The organism is Flavobacterium sp. (assembly GCF_027490375.1).
Taxonomy (GTDB): domain Bacteria; phylum Bacteroidota; class Bacteroidia; order Flavobacteriales; family Flavobacteriaceae; genus Flavobacterium.
In genome coordinates this window covers 13,400-30,859 of the sequence record NZ_JAIXYH010000061.1, presented here as the reverse complement: position 1 = coordinate 30,859, position 17,460 = coordinate 13,400, and the positions used below count along the sequence as shown (strand labels likewise).

At 40.3% G+C, this 17,460-nt stretch carries 16 protein-coding genes; 7 read left to right on the top strand and 9 right to left on the bottom strand.

Translation table 11 applies throughout. The annotated features are described in order from the left end of the window. The first annotated feature begins 18 nt into the window (after positions 1-18). Both Q0064_RS08335 and Q0064_RS08330 read left to right on the top strand, forming a co-directional pair. Positions 19-2,124: a tetratricopeptide repeat-containing sensor histidine kinase gene (locus Q0064_RS08335; protein ID WP_298147066.1), complete on the top strand. Its 2,106-nt coding sequence runs from the start codon at positions 19-21 to the stop codon at positions 2,122-2,124. Beyond that, positions 2,099-2,761, top strand: a complete 663-nt coding sequence (locus tag Q0064_RS08330) for a response regulator (RefSeq protein ID WP_298147063.1) — start codon at positions 2,099-2,101, stop codon at positions 2,759-2,761. The genes Q0064_RS08335 and Q0064_RS08330 overlap by 26 nt, the downstream gene beginning before the upstream one ends. A 66-nt stretch (positions 2,762-2,827) precedes the next feature. On the opposite strand, the gene Q0064_RS08325 is transcribed toward Q0064_RS08330, so the two are convergent. The 5 genes from Q0064_RS08325 to Q0064_RS08310 all read right to left on the bottom strand — a co-directional run bounded on the left by Q0064_RS08325 (position 2,828) and on the right by Q0064_RS08310 (position 8,698). Further along, positions 2,828-5,236 (bottom strand): ribonucleoside-diphosphate reductase subunit alpha, encoded by a 2,409-nt coding sequence (locus tag Q0064_RS08325; protein WP_298147061.1) that lies wholly within the window; start codon positions 5,234-5,236, stop codon positions 2,828-2,830. Positions 5,237-5,322: 86 nt separating this feature from the next. Then, the gene (locus tag Q0064_RS08320) at positions 5,323-6,291 is read right to left on the bottom strand and encodes a ribonucleotide-diphosphate reductase subunit beta (protein ID WP_165764485.1); all 969 of its coding nucleotides are present in this window, start codon (positions 6,289-6,291) and stop codon (positions 5,323-5,325) included. Positions 6,292-6,564: 273 nt separating this feature from the next. Then, a complete protein-coding gene (locus tag Q0064_RS08315) occupies positions 6,565-7,134 on the bottom strand; it encodes a DUF3109 family protein (RefSeq protein WP_298147057.1) in 570 nt (189 codons plus the stop codon). A gap of 7 nt (positions 7,135-7,141) precedes the next feature. After that, the gene (locus Q0064_RS14745) at positions 7,142-7,297 is read right to left on the bottom strand and encodes a T9SS type A sorting domain-containing protein (protein ID WP_366094999.1); all 156 of its coding nucleotides are present in this window, start codon (positions 7,295-7,297) and stop codon (positions 7,142-7,144) included. Positions 7,298-7,300: 3 nt separating this feature from the next. Continuing rightward, the gene (locus Q0064_RS08310) at positions 7,301-8,698 is read right to left on the bottom strand and encodes a hypothetical protein (protein WP_298147054.1); all 1,398 of its coding nucleotides are present in this window, start codon (positions 8,696-8,698) and stop codon (positions 7,301-7,303) included. 240 nt (positions 8,699-8,938) lie between these two features. On the opposite strand from Q0064_RS08310, the gene Q0064_RS08305 reads away from it, so the two are divergent. Genes Q0064_RS08305 through Q0064_RS08295 form a run of 3 tightly spaced genes read left to right on the top strand, consistent with a single transcriptional unit; the run spans position 8,939 to position 10,373 of the window. Continuing rightward, a complete protein-coding gene (locus tag Q0064_RS08305; protein ID WP_094486528.1) occupies positions 8,939-9,511 on the top strand; it encodes a MarC family protein in 573 nt (190 codons plus the stop codon). 41 nt (positions 9,512-9,552) lie between these two features. Further along, complete coding sequence (locus Q0064_RS08300; RefSeq protein WP_094486531.1) at positions 9,553-9,750, top strand: hypothetical protein; 198 nt, start codon at positions 9,553-9,555, stop codon at positions 9,748-9,750. Positions 9,751-9,752: 2 nt separating this feature from the next. Next, positions 9,753-10,373: an FAD-dependent oxidoreductase gene (locus Q0064_RS08295; RefSeq protein WP_366094996.1), complete on the top strand. Its 621-nt coding sequence runs from the start codon at positions 9,753-9,755 to the stop codon at positions 10,371-10,373. 1,099 nt (positions 10,374-11,472) lie between these two features. On the opposite strand, the gene Q0064_RS08290 is transcribed toward Q0064_RS08295, so the two are convergent. The 3 genes from Q0064_RS08290 to Q0064_RS08280 are packed head-to-tail and all read right to left on the bottom strand — an operon-like array spanning position 11,473 to position 14,068. Further along, positions 11,473-13,023 carry a S41 family peptidase gene (locus Q0064_RS08290; protein ID WP_298147049.1) on the bottom strand — a complete coding sequence of 517 codons (1,551 nt, stop codon included), beginning with the start codon at positions 13,021-13,023 and terminating at the stop codon, positions 11,473-11,475. After that, positions 13,020-13,454: a dCMP deaminase family protein gene (locus Q0064_RS08285; RefSeq protein ID WP_094485074.1), complete on the bottom strand. Its 435-nt coding sequence runs from the start codon at positions 13,452-13,454 to the stop codon at positions 13,020-13,022. Before Q0064_RS08285 ends, Q0064_RS08290 begins: the two co-directional genes overlap by 4 nt. Positions 13,455-13,480: 26 nt before the next feature. Then, positions 13,481-14,068: a HupE/UreJ family protein gene (locus Q0064_RS08280; protein WP_298147044.1), complete on the bottom strand. Its 588-nt coding sequence runs from the start codon at positions 14,066-14,068 to the stop codon at positions 13,481-13,483. Between the two features lie 166 nt (positions 14,069-14,234). Here Q0064_RS08280 and Q0064_RS08275 point away from each other — a divergent pair, with 166 nt between their 5' ends. Beyond that, positions 14,235-14,666, top strand: coding sequence for a TerB family tellurite resistance protein (locus Q0064_RS08275; protein ID WP_298147042.1), 432 nt, complete (start codon positions 14,235-14,237; stop codon positions 14,664-14,666). A 65-nt stretch (positions 14,667-14,731) separates the two neighbouring features. Here the strand turns inward: Q0064_RS08275 and fbp are convergent, their stop codons facing one another. Next, a complete protein-coding gene (gene fbp / locus Q0064_RS08270) occupies positions 14,732-15,742 on the bottom strand; it encodes a class 1 fructose-bisphosphatase (RefSeq protein WP_094485070.1) in 1,011 nt (336 codons plus the stop codon). Between the two features lie 303 nt (positions 15,743-16,045). On the opposite strand from fbp, the gene Q0064_RS08265 reads away from it, so the two are divergent. Continuing rightward, positions 16,046-17,299, top strand: a complete 1,254-nt coding sequence (locus tag Q0064_RS08265; protein ID WP_298147036.1) for an aspartate kinase — start codon at positions 16,046-16,048, stop codon at positions 17,297-17,299. The last annotated feature ends 161 nt before the right edge of the window (positions 17,300-17,460 follow it).

Sequence of the window (17,460 nt, the reverse complement as noted above, 5' to 3'; positions counted from 1 at the left end):
GTTAGTTAACTTAGCTGTATGGAAAAAAGTAAATTAGCCATTTTTACGAAGATAAAATTTGTAATTCCTTTGTTTTTAGGAATTTTGTTTTTCTCTGTATTGATTTATTACATCTTTTCAAGGTTTGAATTGTTGAATAGTATTAGTTCAGACAGGAAGAAAGTTGAACTTTTATCGAGGCTAGAAGACTTAAATACAACTAATGAAAAAAGAATTCTAGATGAAGCAAAGGAATTAATTATTAATTCATCTTTTGACAGTCTTTCAGGAGTGATTGCTTTTAAAATTGCAAGAAAATTCTATGTAAATTCTGACATTCATAATTTTAATAAGGTATTACGAATACTTGAAAAGAATGTTGTGCCTTTTGAGTCTAGTAGCCATTCTGTTCATCTATCTTATCTACTAGGTCTAAGAGCGCAAGAAGACGGAGATGTGATGCTAGCAATTAAAAACCTTAGTTTTTCAGCAAAAAGATTGGATTTAATCAAAGATAATAAGCTGAAATTTCAAATCGCTCTCGCATTATCTGAATCCCTTTATGAAGTTAATGATTATAACTCCGCTTTGCAAGTTTTATCAAAATTGAAATTTGTAGAAGCATCAGACGTCCCCAAGGTATATATTTTTGATTGGTATAATTTCTCAGCTTTAGTTGCAATAAAGTTGTCTGAGTTGAGTCTTGCAAAAACATATCTTGAAAAAGCTAAGATTATTGCTGAAGAAAGGGCTGAGGAAGGAATTAATGACGAATTGTACACAGTGCTCAATAATTTGGGGTTACTTGCCGAGGAAAAAGGAGATTTTCTAGAAGCTAAAAAGAAATATGAATCTTCATTGAGATTGCAAGAAACTGTTCCCGACGTGGAAAGAAATTTTACAACGAGAACGAATATTTTACTGCTTAAACCTCTTCAGAAACTTACTGATGAGGAGATTAAGTTTATAAAAGAATCGATGAGATTTAAAGTCGAGAATAACTTGTATTACTTTGCTACCAACACCATGATAAATTTAGCAAGGATATATAACAAGCAAAATCGATGCGATAGTGCAAGAATTTTCGCAAAAAATGCAATGGATGTTTCGAAGAAAAATGAGTATTTGGATTTGTATGCGAAAGCAAAACAGGAGTATTTCTGTTCAACTTTAGGCTCATTACTTGAAAGAGAAAATTATTTAGAAACAATCTCAGTCGCAGATTCTGTACAAAAGAAAATAAACAGAAACCGAGACGCAGCTGCCGCCATTTATCTTAGCTATAATGAAATAGTAGGCGAGAATAATCGCTTGAATAAGAAGATTGATAAGTTTGTTTTGTGGTCAATAGTTGCGCTATTTTCTTCATTGATACTTATAGTTGGTTATCTTTTATGGAACAGATTTAAACCCCTCCCCAAATTCGACCCACGAAAAAACCGACCCAAAGGAACTCACGTGCATATCGGTGTACATTCGGGAGTGACTATTGAACGGAGCAGAATCGCGCGGGAACTTCACGATAATGTTTTAGGGAAAATGACGGGTCTGAAACTTGCGTTACTGAAATTTAGTCCCTCAGTTCCCGAAGATAAACGAGCCAAATATGTCAAGAAAGTGAAAAGTCTCGATGTACTCAACTCCGAAATTAGAAGATCAACCTCCGATCAATTCCGAGAATTATCGGAAGCGTATGGAGAAATATCTACAGTGTTGCACCGCTTTATTGAAGAATTTTCAGAAGATGTCGATTTCAACATCAAACTGCACATCGACGATGAGGTTAATCTCGACGCACTTAATCCATTAGTTAAAGTGCATACCTACAGAATCGTGCAAGAACTGCTCACCAATACCTTAAAATACGCCAAGGCAAACTGCGTACGACTCTCACTAGAAGCTACCGAAGATCAGAAATTTATATTCTCTTACGGCGACGACGGTAAAGGCTTCGATTTTCCAAAAATACCAAAACCCAACAAAGGCTTATCAAATGTCCTTGTGCGGGGTAACGAAATTTCTGCTACATTTGAAATCAATACCGGAATGGGTAAAGGTTTTCATTTGAGAATGGTGGTACCTGATGCATTTATTAACCAAAACCAAACAACAATCAACCATGAACATCAAGATTTTATTTATTGACGATCATCCTTTGCAAGTTGAAGGATGTAAAGTTGCTTTGCAATCCAATCCGTATGGTTACGAAGTGACTTTTGATGCTGCTTACGATTTGACATCAGCTTACAAAATTGTAAATGATGAAAAACGAATTTCCGACTATGATATCGTTTTTGTAGATAAACGAATGCCCGCCGCACCTGATCTTGGTCTTGAAGACGGAACCGACCTAATCGAAATCATTCAGAAAAAAGCTATTTCAACCAAAATAGCTGTGCTAACTACACATACCGAATATCTGATTTTGTTTCAACTAACAAAAAAATACGATCTCAACGGATTGTTAGTTAAAAGCGATGTAAACTCAACAACGCTCGCCTTAGCCGTTCACGAAATGATGCAAGACAAGCAGTTCTTTACACGTACAGCAATCGAATGCATGAAGGATATGGCCGAGAGAGAACACGTGCTCGACTTTTACAACCGAAGAATTATCTTTTATCTAAGCCAAGGTATACGTACTAAAAACTTGGCCGAACTCATGAACGTGTCTCAATCGACTATCGAAAAACGAAAAGCGCAAATTCGCGATTACCTCTGCATTAAAAAAGGTGGCGACCCGGAATTAGTAGCCGAGTCAAGACGACTAGGTTTGGTATAAATGAAAATCCCCGTTAGCACTTACTAACGGGGATTTTTTATAAAAACTTGAATAGAAAATCAAACTTTAGCTGCCGCACATTTCGCAATCATCTGGTTCGGCATTTCTAGCACGTTCAATCATTGCTTTAAATTCATCAGCTGCAATACTTTCGGCTGCACCTCCTGAAGCTATTTCTGCCGTAACAGCAATTGGTTCCGCTTTTTTGTCGTTGTTAAGCGTAAATTTAATAGCATCTACAGCCGCCTTGGTACGTAAATAGTACATTCCCGTTTTCAAGCCCGATTGCCAAGCGTAAAAATGCATAGACGTTAATTTAGCATACGTAGCATCTTGCATAAATAAATTCAAGGATTGCGACTGATCGATAAAATATCCGCGGTGTCTCGACATATCGATTATGTCTTTCATAGACATTTCCCAAACCGTCTTATACAGATCTTTTAAATCTTGCGGGATACGATCGATATGTTGTACCGAACCGTTGTGGCGCATAATCTCCTGCTTCAATTCTTCGTTCCAAAGACCGCGTTTTACTAAATCTTCCAACAAGTGCTTGTTAACTACAATAAACTCGCCAGACAATACGCGACGTGTGTAAATGTTCGACGTGTAAGGTTCAAACGCTTCGTTATTTCCAAGAATTTGCGAAGTAGAAGCCGTTGGCATTGGTGCAACTAATAAGGAGTTGCGCACGCCATGTTCGATAACTTCCTTACGCAGTGATTCCCAATCCCAGCGACCTGATAAGTCGGTATCTTTCAGACCCCAAAGATTGTACTGAAATTCACCTTGAGAAATCGGAGAACCCGCAAACGTTTCGTACGGACCTTCTTCTTTCGCCAATTCCATAGAAGCTGTTACTGCGGCAAAATAGAGCGTTTCGAAAATTTCTTGGTTGAGTTTCTTCGCCTCGTCGCTGGTAAACGGCAAACGCAATAATATAAAAGCGTCGGCCAAACCTTGCACTCCTAGACCAACAGGTCGGTGGCGCATGTTTGAATTTTCTGCTTCCGGAACCGGGTAGTAATTTCTATCAATTACTTTGTTGAGGTTTCGCGTTACGCGCTTCGTTACTTTATAGAGCAATTCGTGATTAAAAGTACCGTTCTCAACAAACATCGGCAGGGAAATCGAAGCTAAATTACACACCGCAATTTCATCTTCTGCAGTGTATTCCATGATTTCCGTGCACAAATTCGATGAACGAATGGTGCCGAGGTTCTTTTGGTTCGACTTTCTATTGGCCGCATCCTTGTACAACATGTAAGGCGTGCCCGTTTCTATCTGCGACTCGAGGATTTTCTCCCACAATTCACGGGCTTTTATTGTTTTGCGGCCTTTGCCTTCTGCTTCGTATTTGGTATACAAGGCGTCAAACTCTTCGCCGTATATGTCGTATAATCCTGGACATTCGTTCGGACACATTAACGTCCATGTGCTGTCTTCTTGCACGCGTTTCATAAACAAGTCGGGTGTCCACATAGCGAAGAATAAGTCGCGCGCACGCATTTCTTCTTTACCTGTATTTTTCTTTAAGTCTAAGAAATCGAACACATCCGCATGCCAAGGCTCTAAATAAATTGCAAAACTACCTTTGCGTTTCCCTCCGCCTTGATCTACGTAGCGCGCTGTGTCATTGAAAACACGTAACATCGGAACAATTCCGTTTGAAGTACCGTTTGTGCCTCGAATGTAAGAACCTGTTGCACGCACATTGTGAATAGACAAACCAATTCCTCCTGCCGATTGAGAAATCTTAGCAGTTTGTTTCAGCGTATCGTAAATGCCATCAATACTGTCGTCTTTCATTGTTAACAGAAAGCAAGACGACATTTGAGGTTTCGGTGTTCCTGCGTTGAATAAAGTAGGTGTTGCGTGTGTGAAGAATTTCTTCGACATCAAATCGTAAGTTTCAATCACCGATTGTAAGTCGTCGAGATGAATTCCGACAGCAACACGCATCAGCATATGTTGTGGGCGTTCAACGATTTTTCCATTGATTTTCAGCAAGTACGAACGCTCAAGAGTTTTAAAACCAAAGTAGTCGTAGTTAAAATCGCGGGTATAAATCACGTGAGAATTCAGAAATTCTGCATTTTCCATGATCACACGGTGTACATCATCAGCAATCAGCGGCGACGGTTTTCCCGTGCGCGGATTTACGTAATGATACATTTCGTTCATGGTTTCTGAGAACGATTTTTTAGTATTGGAATGAAGGTTTGATATCGCTACACGAGCCGCAAGTTGTGCGTAATCCGGATGTGAAACCGTCATTGATGCGGCAGTTTCTGCAGCTAAATTATCGAGTTCCGATGTGCTTACGCCATCGTACAAACCTTCGATAACGCGCATGGCAACTTTAACAGGATCAACTAATTCGTTTAGACCGTAACAAAGTTTTTTAATTCTTTCGGTGATTTTATCGAACATCACCGGTTCACGATGACCGTCTCGCTTTATTACATACATAGGATAACAATTTTTTAGGCCGGTTTTTGCCGACCTAGGTTTGTATTGGTTTGAGCTATTGAGTAGTTGCTTTTAGGCAACAGTTTTTAAAAATCGGCGTCGAATGAAATTTTTTGTGCTTCGGTTTCTTTCGACATAACTCCGGCTTTTTGATACTCGGCCACTTTCTTTTCGAAGAAATTGGTTTTTCCTTGTAGGGAAATCATATCCATAAAGTCGAACGGATTTGAAGTGTTGTAAACACGTTCGCAACCTAAATCTACCAGCAAACGGTCGGCAACAAATTCCAAATATTGCGTCATCAATCCTGCATTCATGCCAATTAAGCTAACCGGCAACGATTCAGTAACAAATTCTCTTTCGATATCTAATGCTTCAACAATAATTTCCTTGATTCGAGATTTAGAAACCTTGTTAATTAAGTGATGATTGTGAAGGTGAACGGCAAAATTACAGTGCACACCTTCGTCGCGAGAAATTAATTCGTTTGAAAAAGTAAGCCCCGGCATGAGTCCGCGTTTTTTGAGCCAGTAAATAGAACAGAACGCGCCAGAAAAGAAAATTCCTTCCACAGCAGCAAATGCAATTAGGCGCTCCGCAAAAGAGTCTGATTTAATCCAGCGCAAAGCCCACTGCGCTTTTTTGCGAATAGCGGGAAATACCTCGATGGCGTTGAAAAGCTGGTTTTTCTCGTACTCATCTTTAACATAGGTATCAATCAACAACGAATACGTTTCGCTGTGAATATTCTCCATCATGATTTGAAATCCGTAGAAAAATTTCGCCTCAGGATATTGCACTTCATTCACAAAATTCTCAGCTAAATTTTCATTCACAATACCGTCGGAAGCAGCAAAAAAAGCGAGAATGTGCTTAATGAAGTACTTCTCATCTTCGTTCAGTTTATTGTTCCAATCGTTGAGGTCTTGAGACAAATCAATTTCTTCGGCAGTCCAAAAGCTTGCCTCCATTTTCTTATACCAGTCCCAAATATCGTGGTGTTTGATTGGAAAAATAACAAATCGATTCTTGTTTTCTTGCAAAATAGGCTCCATATCTTTTAGCTTTCTATACCTTTTTCGGGCAAAATTTTGAGTTGAATGATTCAAAAGTTGAGTTACAAAGATTGTCATTTACAGCGTCTGAAAAAAGCCAAACTTATCCACAAACAGCTGTAGTTTTTAACAAGAGGCTTTCGCCGAAAGGGAGGAAGTGGAAAAAATTAACAATCTGTTTGTTAGGTGGTTGCGCGTTAAAAATCTGACGTCAGCCGGTTGCTTTCAGAAATTACAGACTCTTTTTTCAATAGCAAAGCAAAAGCTGATTACTTATTTTTTCAAGTATTCTTCGGCAATTTTTTCTAGCTCCAAATACCAGTTTTCGCCAAATCTGCGAATCAAGGCTTCCTTCACGAACTTGTATAACGGAACTTTTAATTCAGCACCCAGTTCGCAAGCCGGATCGCAAATTTCCCATTCGTCGTAGTTTACGGCCGAGAATTCAGAAAAGTCTTTAACACGAATAGGGTAGAGGTGACAAGAAACGGGTTTTTTCCACGAAATTAAACCTTGATTGTAAGCTTGTTCGATGCCGCAAAGCGCCGTTTCCCCGTCGAAAATCACGTAAGCGCAGTCCTTTTCATCGATTAGTGGGGTCTCCAAAGTTCCGTCGGTTCCCAGAGTTGATGTACCCAACGATTCAATTGCTGCAATTCCTTCTGGACGCAAAAGATTTTTGACTTTTGGATAGACGTTTTTTAAAATTTCAACTTCTTCCGCCAATAACGGCGCACCAGCATCGCCATCAACACAGCAAGCGCCTTTGCAGGCCGATAAATTGCAAACAAAATCTTTTTCTAAAATGCGTTCGCTAACAATTGTTTTTCCGAGTTGGAACATCAAATTTTTATTTCACTGCAACTTTTCTTAGTATATGTTGCCCGTTCTTCGTTTGCAAAAGTAGTACATACAGTCCGCTCGGCAAGCTGGGCAAACGAATGACTGCTAAATCAGTCTTCTGCTTTAACACTTCTCTGCCTTGTAAATCATATAGGCTAGCCAACTCTTAAGATTCCCAATTGGAAATGTTTAGTAAATCAGCTGTTGGATTTGGATAGATATTTAATTGATTTTCAAAAATTTCATTGGTGTTTAAAGTCGTAAAATCGTACACGTAAGTTTTACCATTCAATTCAGGGAAAGCAAGAGTCGTGTAATTGGTTATTCCAATAATTTTATGTTCGAGACCTTCAATACTACTTAATTCCCAGAATCCAATATTTTCTTGATTTATTACTGTATTGCCATCTTGATTTTGAACTATACCCGTATAACTGTAACCAGACCCCATTCCTACAGACTGTTCTTTAATTGCTGCATAGTAATACCCATTACCGTTATTTAAGACCGACTGATCCGAAATGCTTTCTAATAAATTAGGATTATCATTTATTAGCGGGTTTTCAGGAATAATGTGTGTTTGCAATAATTCGCCAGAAAAATTATAAACTTTTGTGTTTAAATTATTTAGACTGCCAAGTTGTATAATATTTGGGTTACTGCTATTTGTCGTACTCAAGAATATGGGATGAGCGAATTCTTGTAATAATTGTAAATCGGCGAAATTGTAAACCTTTCCAGAAGCTGTGCCCGTTTCGTAGGAATTCACAACAAATAGTGCAGCTTGGTTTTCAAAATTGTAAACTTTTGTTGTAGTTCCAACCGGTCCTTCAAAGGCGACGTTACCATTTTCTGAAAGAATTTTGTTGTCGATTGATAAAATTACTTCAGAATTTGCACTCATATCTAAAGTTGCAATTGCAGAAGGTCGTGTTGTTGAAAGGTTAGCATTTGCGATGGGTATACTTTTCCATAACGATAAATCAGAGTTGAATAGCTCAATAGCGTTTGTTGACGAGTTAAACGCACAGATTTTTGTTCCAGAAGTTGATGTTTTTAGCGATCCGTAATAACCATTTATGGTGCCGAGTGAACTAAAAGTTGTGGCGTCAAATACAGTAGCAGTTCCGTTACTGGAAGTTATGAAATAGGTGAAGTTATCTATATCCAGAAGTCTAGCTTCGGTGTTGAAGAAGTGTAATACATCGCCGTTATCATCAAACACGTAAGTTCCAAGCGGAACCCCCAAAGCATTGTTTTTATGTAAAACGGCTACTTCGATGTCGGGATCTTCATCAAAGATAGTCGTTCCAGCGGCAAGTAAAATGTAATCAGTGCTGTTGCCGACAGTATTATAGGTTAGTGCGGTGGTATTTATTAGCTGATGAGTATCATCAAAAATTAAAAGCGCGCCATTTTCATTTAAGTGTGCATAGCGCCCTTCGTTTGACGGTAGTTTAAATCGTTTTACATGTAAAGATTCGTAAATGTGTTCTGGTTCAATTTGCGCAGTAACGCTTTGAAATCCAAATAATAACCCAAACAAACTTACCGCTAACCTCATGACCTCAGTTTTAAAAAAAAAATAGTCTATCAAAGGTAGAAAAAAGATGTTTCAAATCGTGTTAAGTTCTACTTTCAGTTGCTTAAGCCGTTCTTTTCATGATTCCGTAAAAAACGCCGCTAGTTGTCGTAGAAGTGAATTATAATTTTTAGTAATAAGGCGTTCAAACTGCGAATTTTTTAACAAATGCTTAATTTTTAACAGTTGTAAGCGTAGTAACTTTGCACAAAAAATAGGGTTATGTTGGATATTAGAGAGATTTTAACGGTCGGAATGGTGCTTTTCGCAGTCATTGATGTGGTGGGTACTGTACCCGTTATTGTCGACTTACGGGCTAAACACGGACATATCGAATCCGAAAAAGCGTCGATTGTCGCATGCTTGATTATGATTACCTTTTTATTTGTCGGAGAAGAGTTGCTTAATTTCATAGGAATTGACGTGAATTCTTTTGCTGTAGCCGGTTCTTTTGTGCTGTTTTTCTTGGCTTTGGAAATGATTTTAGGAATCCGTATCTACCGCGACGAAGAGTCGTCATCGGCATCCATAGTTCCGATTGCGTTCCCGCTGATTGCTGGCGCTGGAACTATGACAACCTTACTTTCATTGCGTGCGCAATACGCAACACTTAATATTATCATAGCAATTTTACTTAATATCGTTGTTGTTTATATCGTTCTGAAATCCAGTAGTAAAATCGAGCGCTTACTCGGAAAAAACGGTTTAGGCGTGGTTCGCAAAACTTTTGGAGTGGTGTTACTTGCAATTGCTGTTAAATTATTCGCCGCTAATGTTAAAGGACTATTTCTGTAACAAATGGATTTGGTATTTTCGCCCTCTGAAATTGATTAATGATGAAAGTTTTTATCAACGTTTTGATTGTAATAGCTGTAGCTTTAATTGCAGTTAATATTTCATTACTTGACTTGAAAAATCCCTTTTCGGGAGACAGCGCTATCGGCATTATTGGTATAGCTGCTTCCATATGCGCGGTCTTAATTTTGGTGATTTTTAGAATGTCTAAAAACATCGAAGAAAGATCAAAAGAATAGAAATGATTTACGACGTAGCAATTATTGGCGGTGGAGTAGCTGGTGTTTCTTGCGCACTCGTACTCGGTTCTGCTCTTGAAAAACCCTTTGCACAAGATAAAAAAGTGGCCATTTTTACGCACCAAAAGGCCTCGTCTTTGCAAAATGGCTTGTATAACAATGCCTACGGAATTCCACCGGGAACAACTGGGCAACAATTGATGCGCTCCTCGCTCGAGCACCTTTCAACACAATATCCAAAAGTGACGCAAATTGCCGATCAGAAGATCTTGGCACTTTCTAAATCTAGCGAAGGATATTTTGTAATCCAATCGGCCGATGAGATTTTTGAAGCTCGCCAAGTGGTGGTTGCTGTTGGTTCGGCCTCCGCTTTTGTTATTGCGGGTTTGGAAGATTACGTGATACCGCACCCGAAAGCTAAAGCCGAAAAGCGAAGAATTGCTCTTAAAAATCAAGATCATTTGGTTGCAGAGGGCTTGTACGTAGCCGGAACTTTAGCCGGTCACCGCAGTCAGCTTAGTATTGCTGCCGGTAGTGGTGCCTCAGTAGCTACCGATATTGCTAGTATCTGGAACGACAACCAGCCCACGCAAATACACGACAGCGTTCCACAGAATATTTGATTTTTAGTTTTTAAGCAACACGCCGGAACGAGCGTTGTATTCAAACAAGTATTGAGGCTGTTTTTTAGTAGCTAGAGACGAGTCTCGTTAGCTATCAGGATCGCGACGTTCACCACTTAACGTATCGTGTTTTCCCGCCTAACCCACATATCGTGGAAGCCTGAAATGATCTAAGACTTAACCGCAAAGGGCGCAGAGATTTTCGCAAAGATCGCAAAGCGGGATTTTTAGAGTACTAAGATTGGAGTATTAAGTATTAAGACTTCGCGACGTTCGCCATTTAACGTATCTTTTTGGAGAAGCTAGTCCCGATAGCCATCGGGATAGACACGAGAAGCTAGACTTCATGACGTTCAACAGTTTACGTTTCATGTTCCCGCTCTAACCCACGTATCGTCGTCACCTGAGCCTATAGAAGGTAGCGTCTCAACGGCTGCGTCGTGTACTTTGTGAAGAACTTTGTGGAACGTTGTGCTCCTCAAATCTTTTCATCTCGAAATTTCGAAATCTCGAAATTTTATCAAAAATGTGGTTTTTCCGTAAAATTTATTCCCGGGAATTTTGTACGTGGGAATCGCTCCCCATCCCACCCGCCCCCATCGAGGCGAAGTTTTGAAAAAAAATCGACATACGGTTACGGGTTTTCCGCATATTTTTTGGAATAGGTATTAAGATTAAAGTATTAAGTATAAAGACTTCGCGACGTTCACCATTTAACGTATCTTTTTGGAGAAGCTAGTCCCGATAGCCATCGGGATAGACACGAGAAGCTAGTTCCGATAGCTATCGGAATCGATGAATTCACCACTTAACGTATCATTTTGCCGCCCGAACCCACATATCGTTGGTGCCTGAGCTTGTCGAAGGCCGATTCTTTGTTTCTTTAATTTTTCTTTTCCGATTCTTTCCATTTTTTTGCTTCTTTCCATTTTTTCGCTTTTTCCCTTGCGTTACTTTCCCGCGCGAACGGGTGGAGTGGCATCCTTTTTTGCGCTACGGTTTTTCCACTATTTGTATGCAAAAAAGATAAAGCGGAACACGTGACGGCGTGAACCACTTTTGCGCAGCGACGTCTCGTTTGCCGGCGCGCCCAAAAAAACTAGTTCGAAATTCCTGCGGCTTGAATCATCGGGATTTGCGGCAGTATGAATTGCCAATAAGCTGTGTCGCCTTGCAACAAACGGATTTTCTCGGCTTGCAAGTAGGTGCCAATGCGCGCTCGGTCGGAAGCATCGGTTTTTAACTCGAATCCGTTTTCGTTGGCGTAGGTTATAAAATCGGTTACGAAGCGCTCGTTTACCGGCAATGCCGTAATTTTTGACCGATCGTATTTAAAGCCGTCCCACTTCTCGAAAAGAAAATTTCCAGGAATAGGCGATTGCAACAACAAGAGCAACCGTTCTTTATCGAGATTTGAATCGAGCGCCACAAAAACATCGGGAACGATGCCTCCACCGCCGTACACAATTTTTCCTTTTGGAGTCTTGAACTTTTCGAGTTTACTTAGTTTGATCGAGTCTTTCACAAAAAGTTCGCCGTTGCTTAACCGATCTTCAAAACTTTCGTAATAGGCTTCGGTTCCTTTGCTGTAGGGACCTTGAATGCTTCGTCCGGTTGGCGTGTAGTATCTCGCAATGGTGAGTCGCACGGCCGATCCGTCTTCGAAACCAATTTCACGTTGCACCAAGCCTTTTCCGAACGAACGTCGGCCGATAATCGTTCCGCGGTCGTTATCTTGTATTGCGCCGGCAATAATTTCGCTAGCAGAAGCGCTGTATTCATCAATTAAAACGGATAGTTTTCCTTTTTCGAATAGTCCGCCGCTTTTGGCAATACTGCTTTCTTTCTTGCCGTCTTTTGCTTTGGTGTAAACGATCAGCAAATCTTTTTGAAGCAATTCGTCGGCAATCGAAACAGCCTGTTCCATGTAGCCACCTCCGTTGCCGCGCAAATCGATGATTAGTGAAGTTGCGCCTTGACGGAGAAGTTTTTTCAGAGCAGCAGAAAATTCGGCCGCCGTATCTTCGGCAAACTTTGAGATTTTGATGTAGGCAGTTCGGTTGGGTAGGAGTACCTCGGCTTCGATGCTGGAAATATGAACCTGCTGCCGCTTAAACTGAAAGTTCAAGATTTTGTTTTGGCTTTTTCGGAATACTTTCAAACGAACTTCGCTATTGGGCTCGCCTTTGAGGTATTTAAATAGGGAGTCGGTTGCGAGTTTTCGTCCGTAGAGTTTGTTTTTTCCTTCGAAGAGAATTTTATCACCGGCTTTTAGTCCGGCTGCGAGTGCTGGTCCGCCGTCGAGCGTTTTAGTGACCGTTACGGTGTCTTTTAGCATCATGAACGAAATTCCGATTCCGACAAAATTGCCGCTGAGTTCTTCGCTCACCTGTGTCATTTCAGACGCATTGATGTAAACCGAATGCGGATCGAGTTGTTGCAATAGCTGACTGATGGCTTTATCGACAAGTGTATCGGTTGCAACGCTATCAACGTATTCGTTGCCAATAACTTGTAGTAAACGATCGATTTTATCTTTCGACGAAAGTGAATTTGGTTTGTTGGGAAAGTCTAAAATTGTACCCAGTAAAATCCCCAACACCAGCACAGCAAACAATACTACGGGAACGTAAACTTTAGAAATTTTCATAATTCGGAGAAGTCTTCTATTTGAATGATGTCGACACCAGCGCGCTCAAGAAATTGGAGTCCGGCATCGTCTCGGTATCCGTTTTGGTACACTACGCGCTTAATTCCGGCTTGATGAATGAGTTTACTACACTCTTTGCAAGGCGACAACGTTATGTAGAGCGTGGCGCCGTCGCAGGTTTGTGTAGATCGTGCGACTTTCAAAATTGCGTTGGCTTCGGCGTGCAAGACATACCATTTGGTTAGCCCTTCATCGTCTTCGCAGCAATTTTCAAATCCGCTAGGCGTACCGTTGTAACCATCGGAGATAATCATTCGGTCTTTCACGATGATAGCGCCAACTTTTTTGCGTTTGCAATACGACAGCTTGCTCCATTCCGAAGCAATTCGCAGATAAGCTTTGTCGTATTTGTTAATTTTTTCTGTATTCAACGGAAACGAATTTTCTCAGCGTAAAGCTACCAAAATTTTGCTGCGATTAGCATAGGAAGTACAACTCCTAAAACAAATGCAGAACCCGTTAAACACCAGTCTCTTTTGGAAAATCGGAAGAAGGTTTGTACGATGTACGCGAGTACAAGCACCACTAAAACAACGATGATCTGTGCGGCTTCGATACCCAGTGCAAATTCGAGAGAAGGAAGTATTTTTTCGGAAGGTTTTCCGGGCAATAAGCCGTTAAAGTAATTCGAAAATCCCAATCCGTGAATTAAACCAAAAACCACGGTTATGATAGAAACCACAGAAATGCTTTCTTTTTTTGAGTTTTTTCCGGCTGTAAAAAGATGAAAAAGTGCTGTGATACAAATGGTTACTGGAATTAAGAACTCGATAACGTCAACTCTGATAGCTATTAATCCCAAAACGGAACACAACAGCGAAAGTGTGTGACCAATTGTAAAGAAGGTCACGAGTAGCAGCACGCGTTTCCAGTCGGAAAACGAATAGGGAATAGTTAGTGCGATGAGAAACAGTACGTGATCGTAGGCATTTACGTCGAGCACATGGCGGAGGCCAATCTCAAAAAAAACGAGAAAATCGGTCATTTCAGTAGTAGTTGGGAGGTAAACTTACAAAAATCTCGGATTGCGGAAAAATAGTCGATTTTATTCTACGCGAATTGAATTAAAAATTATGCTAAACCTCGGTTAAACTTCGTTAGCCTGCCCGTTAAAATCGTTTATATTTGTCGGATAACACAAAATTTTAAGTATGTCGATTTCAGATTTATTCGATAGTGGGTTTAAAGACCGAAATAAGGGTCATTTTGCCTCGATTGTACGCGTTGCCATGGAAGACGGCGTGTTGGATACCGAAGAAAAAGCATTTTTAGATAAGCTTGCGAATCAATTAGAGATTTCGGCAGATGAGTATGCGGAGATCGTTGCCAATCCGTTTAAATACCCGATTAATCCGCCGTATTTGCACACACAACGTTTGGAGCGTCTTTACGATTTGAGCAGAATGGTTTATGCGCACAACGAAGCCGGACCGAAACAAAAGGAAATTCTTACACGCTTTGCACTCGCACTTGGTTTTACACCGGGCAACGTGAAGTATATTGTCGACAAAGCTTTATCGTTATTGGTGTTAACAGTCGATTTAGACACTTTTGTTTACGAGATGCAACACATGAATAAATAAGTCGAGCCATCCCATAAAAAAAATCCGACACTACAGTCGGATTTTTTTATGTAGTTTACTTTCGTTTATTTTTTTGCTTTGGCCATAAATTCTTCGGCTTTCGTAACCATATTATAGCTTCCGCAGAAAAACGGCACGCGCTGATGCAGTTCGGTAGGTTTAATTTCTAAAATTCGCGTAAAGCCATCCGATGCTTTTCCGCCGGCTTGTTCGGCAATAAATGCCATGGGGTTGCATTCGTATAGCAAGCGCAATTTCCCTTTCGGTGCTTTGGAGCTCGTTGGGTAAATATAAATTCCGCCTTTAATCATGTTTCTGTGAATATCGGAAACCAAACTGCCGATGTAACGTGAGGTGTACGGGCGGTCGCCTTCTTCCAACTGACAGTATTTGATGTAATCTTTAACGCCTTGCGGAAAGTGGACGTAATTTCCTTCGTTAATCGAATAGATTGTTCCGTCGGGTTTGAATTGCATGTTGGGATGCGATAAATAAAAAGTTCCGATAGCCGGATTGAGTGTAAATCCGTTAACACCGTGCCCAGTAGTGTACACCAGCATAGTCGAAGTTCCGTAAATGACGTAACCCGCGGCAACTTGCATAGTTCCGGGTTGTAAAAAATCTTCAAGGGTAACAGGCGTTCCAATAGGTGTTACGCGACGAAATACCGAAAAAATTGTTCCAACAGAAACGTTTACATCGATGTTGCTGCTGCCATCGAGCGGATCCATTAAAACTACGTATTTGCTATTGTGGTTGTTGTCGGGTCCGGCAACGGTAATAAAATCGTCGTTCTCTTCCGAGGCAATTCCGCAAACAATTTCTCGATTTATCAGAGTTTGAATGAAGATGTTATTGGCGTAAACGTCGAGTTTTTGTTGATCTTCACCTTGGATATTCTGCTCGCCAGCCGCACCAACAATATCCACCAATCCGGCCTTGTTAACTTTATAATTAACGACTTTTGCCGCTAATCGAATAGAGTTGATGATTCGGGAAAGCTCGCCCGACGAATACTTAAATTCAGCTTGTTTTTCAATAATAAATTCTCCGAGCGTTTTGTTGCGTTCTTCCATGGCGAAATCGTTGTAGTTGGGTGCAAATATCGCAATTTATACCACTTATGCCTCGAAAACAGCATAAAGAAAAGCTTGTTTTTGTTGAAGAAGCGACGAAATAGATTGTTTGTATACTTTCCGACGACAATTCGTTTTAAAAGAGTTCCTGTGAAATCATAATTTTTCAGCTTTAGCTTACAAATATCAGCAGTAATAGCTCCATTTTTTCACTCAAAATTGCTACAAACCGTATATTTGCCGCTCAATTCTTAAAGCCGTTATTTAATCTGCTGCAAAACGGCAAAAGCAGCATTCTAAAACATGAAAGTATTCAAATTTGGCGGTGCTTCTGTAAAAGACGCCGCATCGGTAAGAAACGTTGTGAGCGTTTTGCAACAAGTAGGTGCAACAGACACTTTAATTGTAGTTTCGGCGATGGGAAAAACAACGAATGCCTTAGAGGTAGTTGTCAAAAATTATATTTCTCAGTCTGGCGAACTCGAAAGCGTACTCAACGACGTCAAGAAATACCATTTTGATATTCTAAACGATTTATTTCCCGATAGCAATCACGCAGCGCATCAAAAAGTTAACGCGCTTTTCAATGATTTGTCTGATTTCTTAAAATCCAATAAATCTTCAAACTACAACTATGTGTACGATCAGATTGTGAGTTTTGGAGAATTAATTTCTTCGGCAATTTTATCATATTTCCTTGCTGAATCTGATATTAGAAATACTTGGCTCGATGTACGCGAATTAATTGCAACCGACAATAATTACCGCGATGCAACAGTAGATTGGGATACCACTCAACGCCAAATTGCCGTAAAAATAAGTCAGTACGGAACCTACGTTACGCAAGGATTCTTGGGCGCCGACGACAATAACTTCACAACTACCTTAGGTCGCGAAGGCTCCGATTATACCGCGGCCATCTTTGCTTATTGTTTGAACGTACAATCGGTTACCATTTGGAAAGATGTTCCTGGAGTTCTAAACGCCGATCCGCGATATTTTGAAAATGCGCAAATGCTGCAACAAATTTCGTATCGCGAAGCAATCGAATTGGCGTTTTACGGCGCTACCGTAATTCACCCAAAAACGCTGCAACCGCTACAACGCAAAGAAATTCCGTTACACGTAAAGTCGTTTGTAAATCCGTTATTGCCCGGAACTACTGTAGCAAAAGGAAAAGACTTGATTCCAAGCATGCCGTGCTTTATTGTAAAGAAAAACCAATATTTAATTTCGCTTTCTTCTTTAGATTTTTCTTTCATCATGGAAGATCACATTGCAGGCGTGTTTGCACTTCTTCATAAGTACAAAATGAAGGTCAGTTTAATTCAAAACTCTGCGATTTCATTCTCACTGTGTTTGGAAGATAAATTCGACAACTTTCAAAAACTTCGCGCCGAGCTTTCTAAGCAATTTAAAGTGTATTACAACGAAAACGTTTCGCTTTACACCATTCGTCACTTTACCGAAGAAGCTGCCGCAGAAGTAACTGCAGGAAAAACCGTGATGATTAAGCAAGCCAGTCGGGAGACTATTCAAATCGTAACGAAAGAATAGCCACTCAAGCGTCTTTCTGGAAAATCGGTATTCTACAACGTAAAAATGCGAATCACTAAAAATGAATTCGTTCTTTTGACGTTTGTAATCAATGGTTTCGCTCATCGGTGTAGAAAATGCACGTTCAATTCGGCGTTTTCAAAACTAAATCCAAGCGGATA

What these genes read in the sequence shown, in the direction of transcription:
- Q0064_RS08335 (WP_298147066.1), top strand. Translation starts at nt 19, where the DNA reads ATGGAAAAAAGTAAATTAGCCATTTTTACGAAGATAAAATTTGTAATT.
- Q0064_RS08330 (WP_298147063.1), top strand. Translation starts at nt 2,099, where the DNA reads ATGAACATCAAGATTTTATTTATTGACGATCATCCTTTGCAAGTTGAA.
- Q0064_RS08325 (WP_298147061.1), bottom strand. Translation starts at nt 5,236, where the DNA reads ATGTATGTAATAAAGCGAGACGGTCATCGTGAACCGGTGATGTTCGAT.
- Q0064_RS08320 (WP_165764485.1), bottom strand. Translation starts at nt 6,291, where the DNA reads ATGGAGCCTATTTTGCAAGAAAACAAGAATCGATTTGTTATTTTTCCA.
- Q0064_RS08315 (WP_298147057.1), bottom strand. Translation starts at nt 7,134, where the DNA reads ATGTTCCAACTCGGAAAAACAATTGTTAGCGAACGCATTTTAGAAAAA.
- Q0064_RS08310 (WP_298147054.1), bottom strand. Translation starts at nt 8,698, where the DNA reads ATGAGGTTAGCGGTAAGTTTGTTTGGGTTATTATTTGGATTTCAAAGC.
- Q0064_RS08305 (WP_094486528.1), top strand. Translation starts at nt 8,939, where the DNA reads ATGTTGGATATTAGAGAGATTTTAACGGTCGGAATGGTGCTTTTCGCA.
- Q0064_RS08300 (WP_094486531.1), top strand. Translation starts at nt 9,553, where the DNA reads ATGAAAGTTTTTATCAACGTTTTGATTGTAATAGCTGTAGCTTTAATT.
- Q0064_RS08295 (WP_366094996.1), top strand. Translation starts at nt 9,753, where the DNA reads ATGATTTACGACGTAGCAATTATTGGCGGTGGAGTAGCTGGTGTTTCT.
- Q0064_RS08290 (WP_298147049.1), bottom strand. Translation starts at nt 13,023, where the DNA reads ATGAAAATTTCTAAAGTTTACGTTCCCGTAGTATTGTTTGCTGTGCTG.
- Q0064_RS08280 (WP_298147044.1), bottom strand. Translation starts at nt 14,068, where the DNA reads ATGACCGATTTTCTCGTTTTTTTTGAGATTGGCCTCCGCCATGTGCTC.
- Q0064_RS08275 (WP_298147042.1), top strand. Translation starts at nt 14,235, where the DNA reads ATGTCGATTTCAGATTTATTCGATAGTGGGTTTAAAGACCGAAATAAG.
- fbp (WP_094485070.1), bottom strand. Translation starts at nt 15,742, where the DNA reads ATGGAAGAACGCAACAAAACGCTCGGAGAATTTATTATTGAAAAACAA.
- Q0064_RS08265 (WP_298147036.1), top strand. Translation starts at nt 16,046, where the DNA reads ATGAAAGTATTCAAATTTGGCGGTGCTTCTGTAAAAGACGCCGCATCG.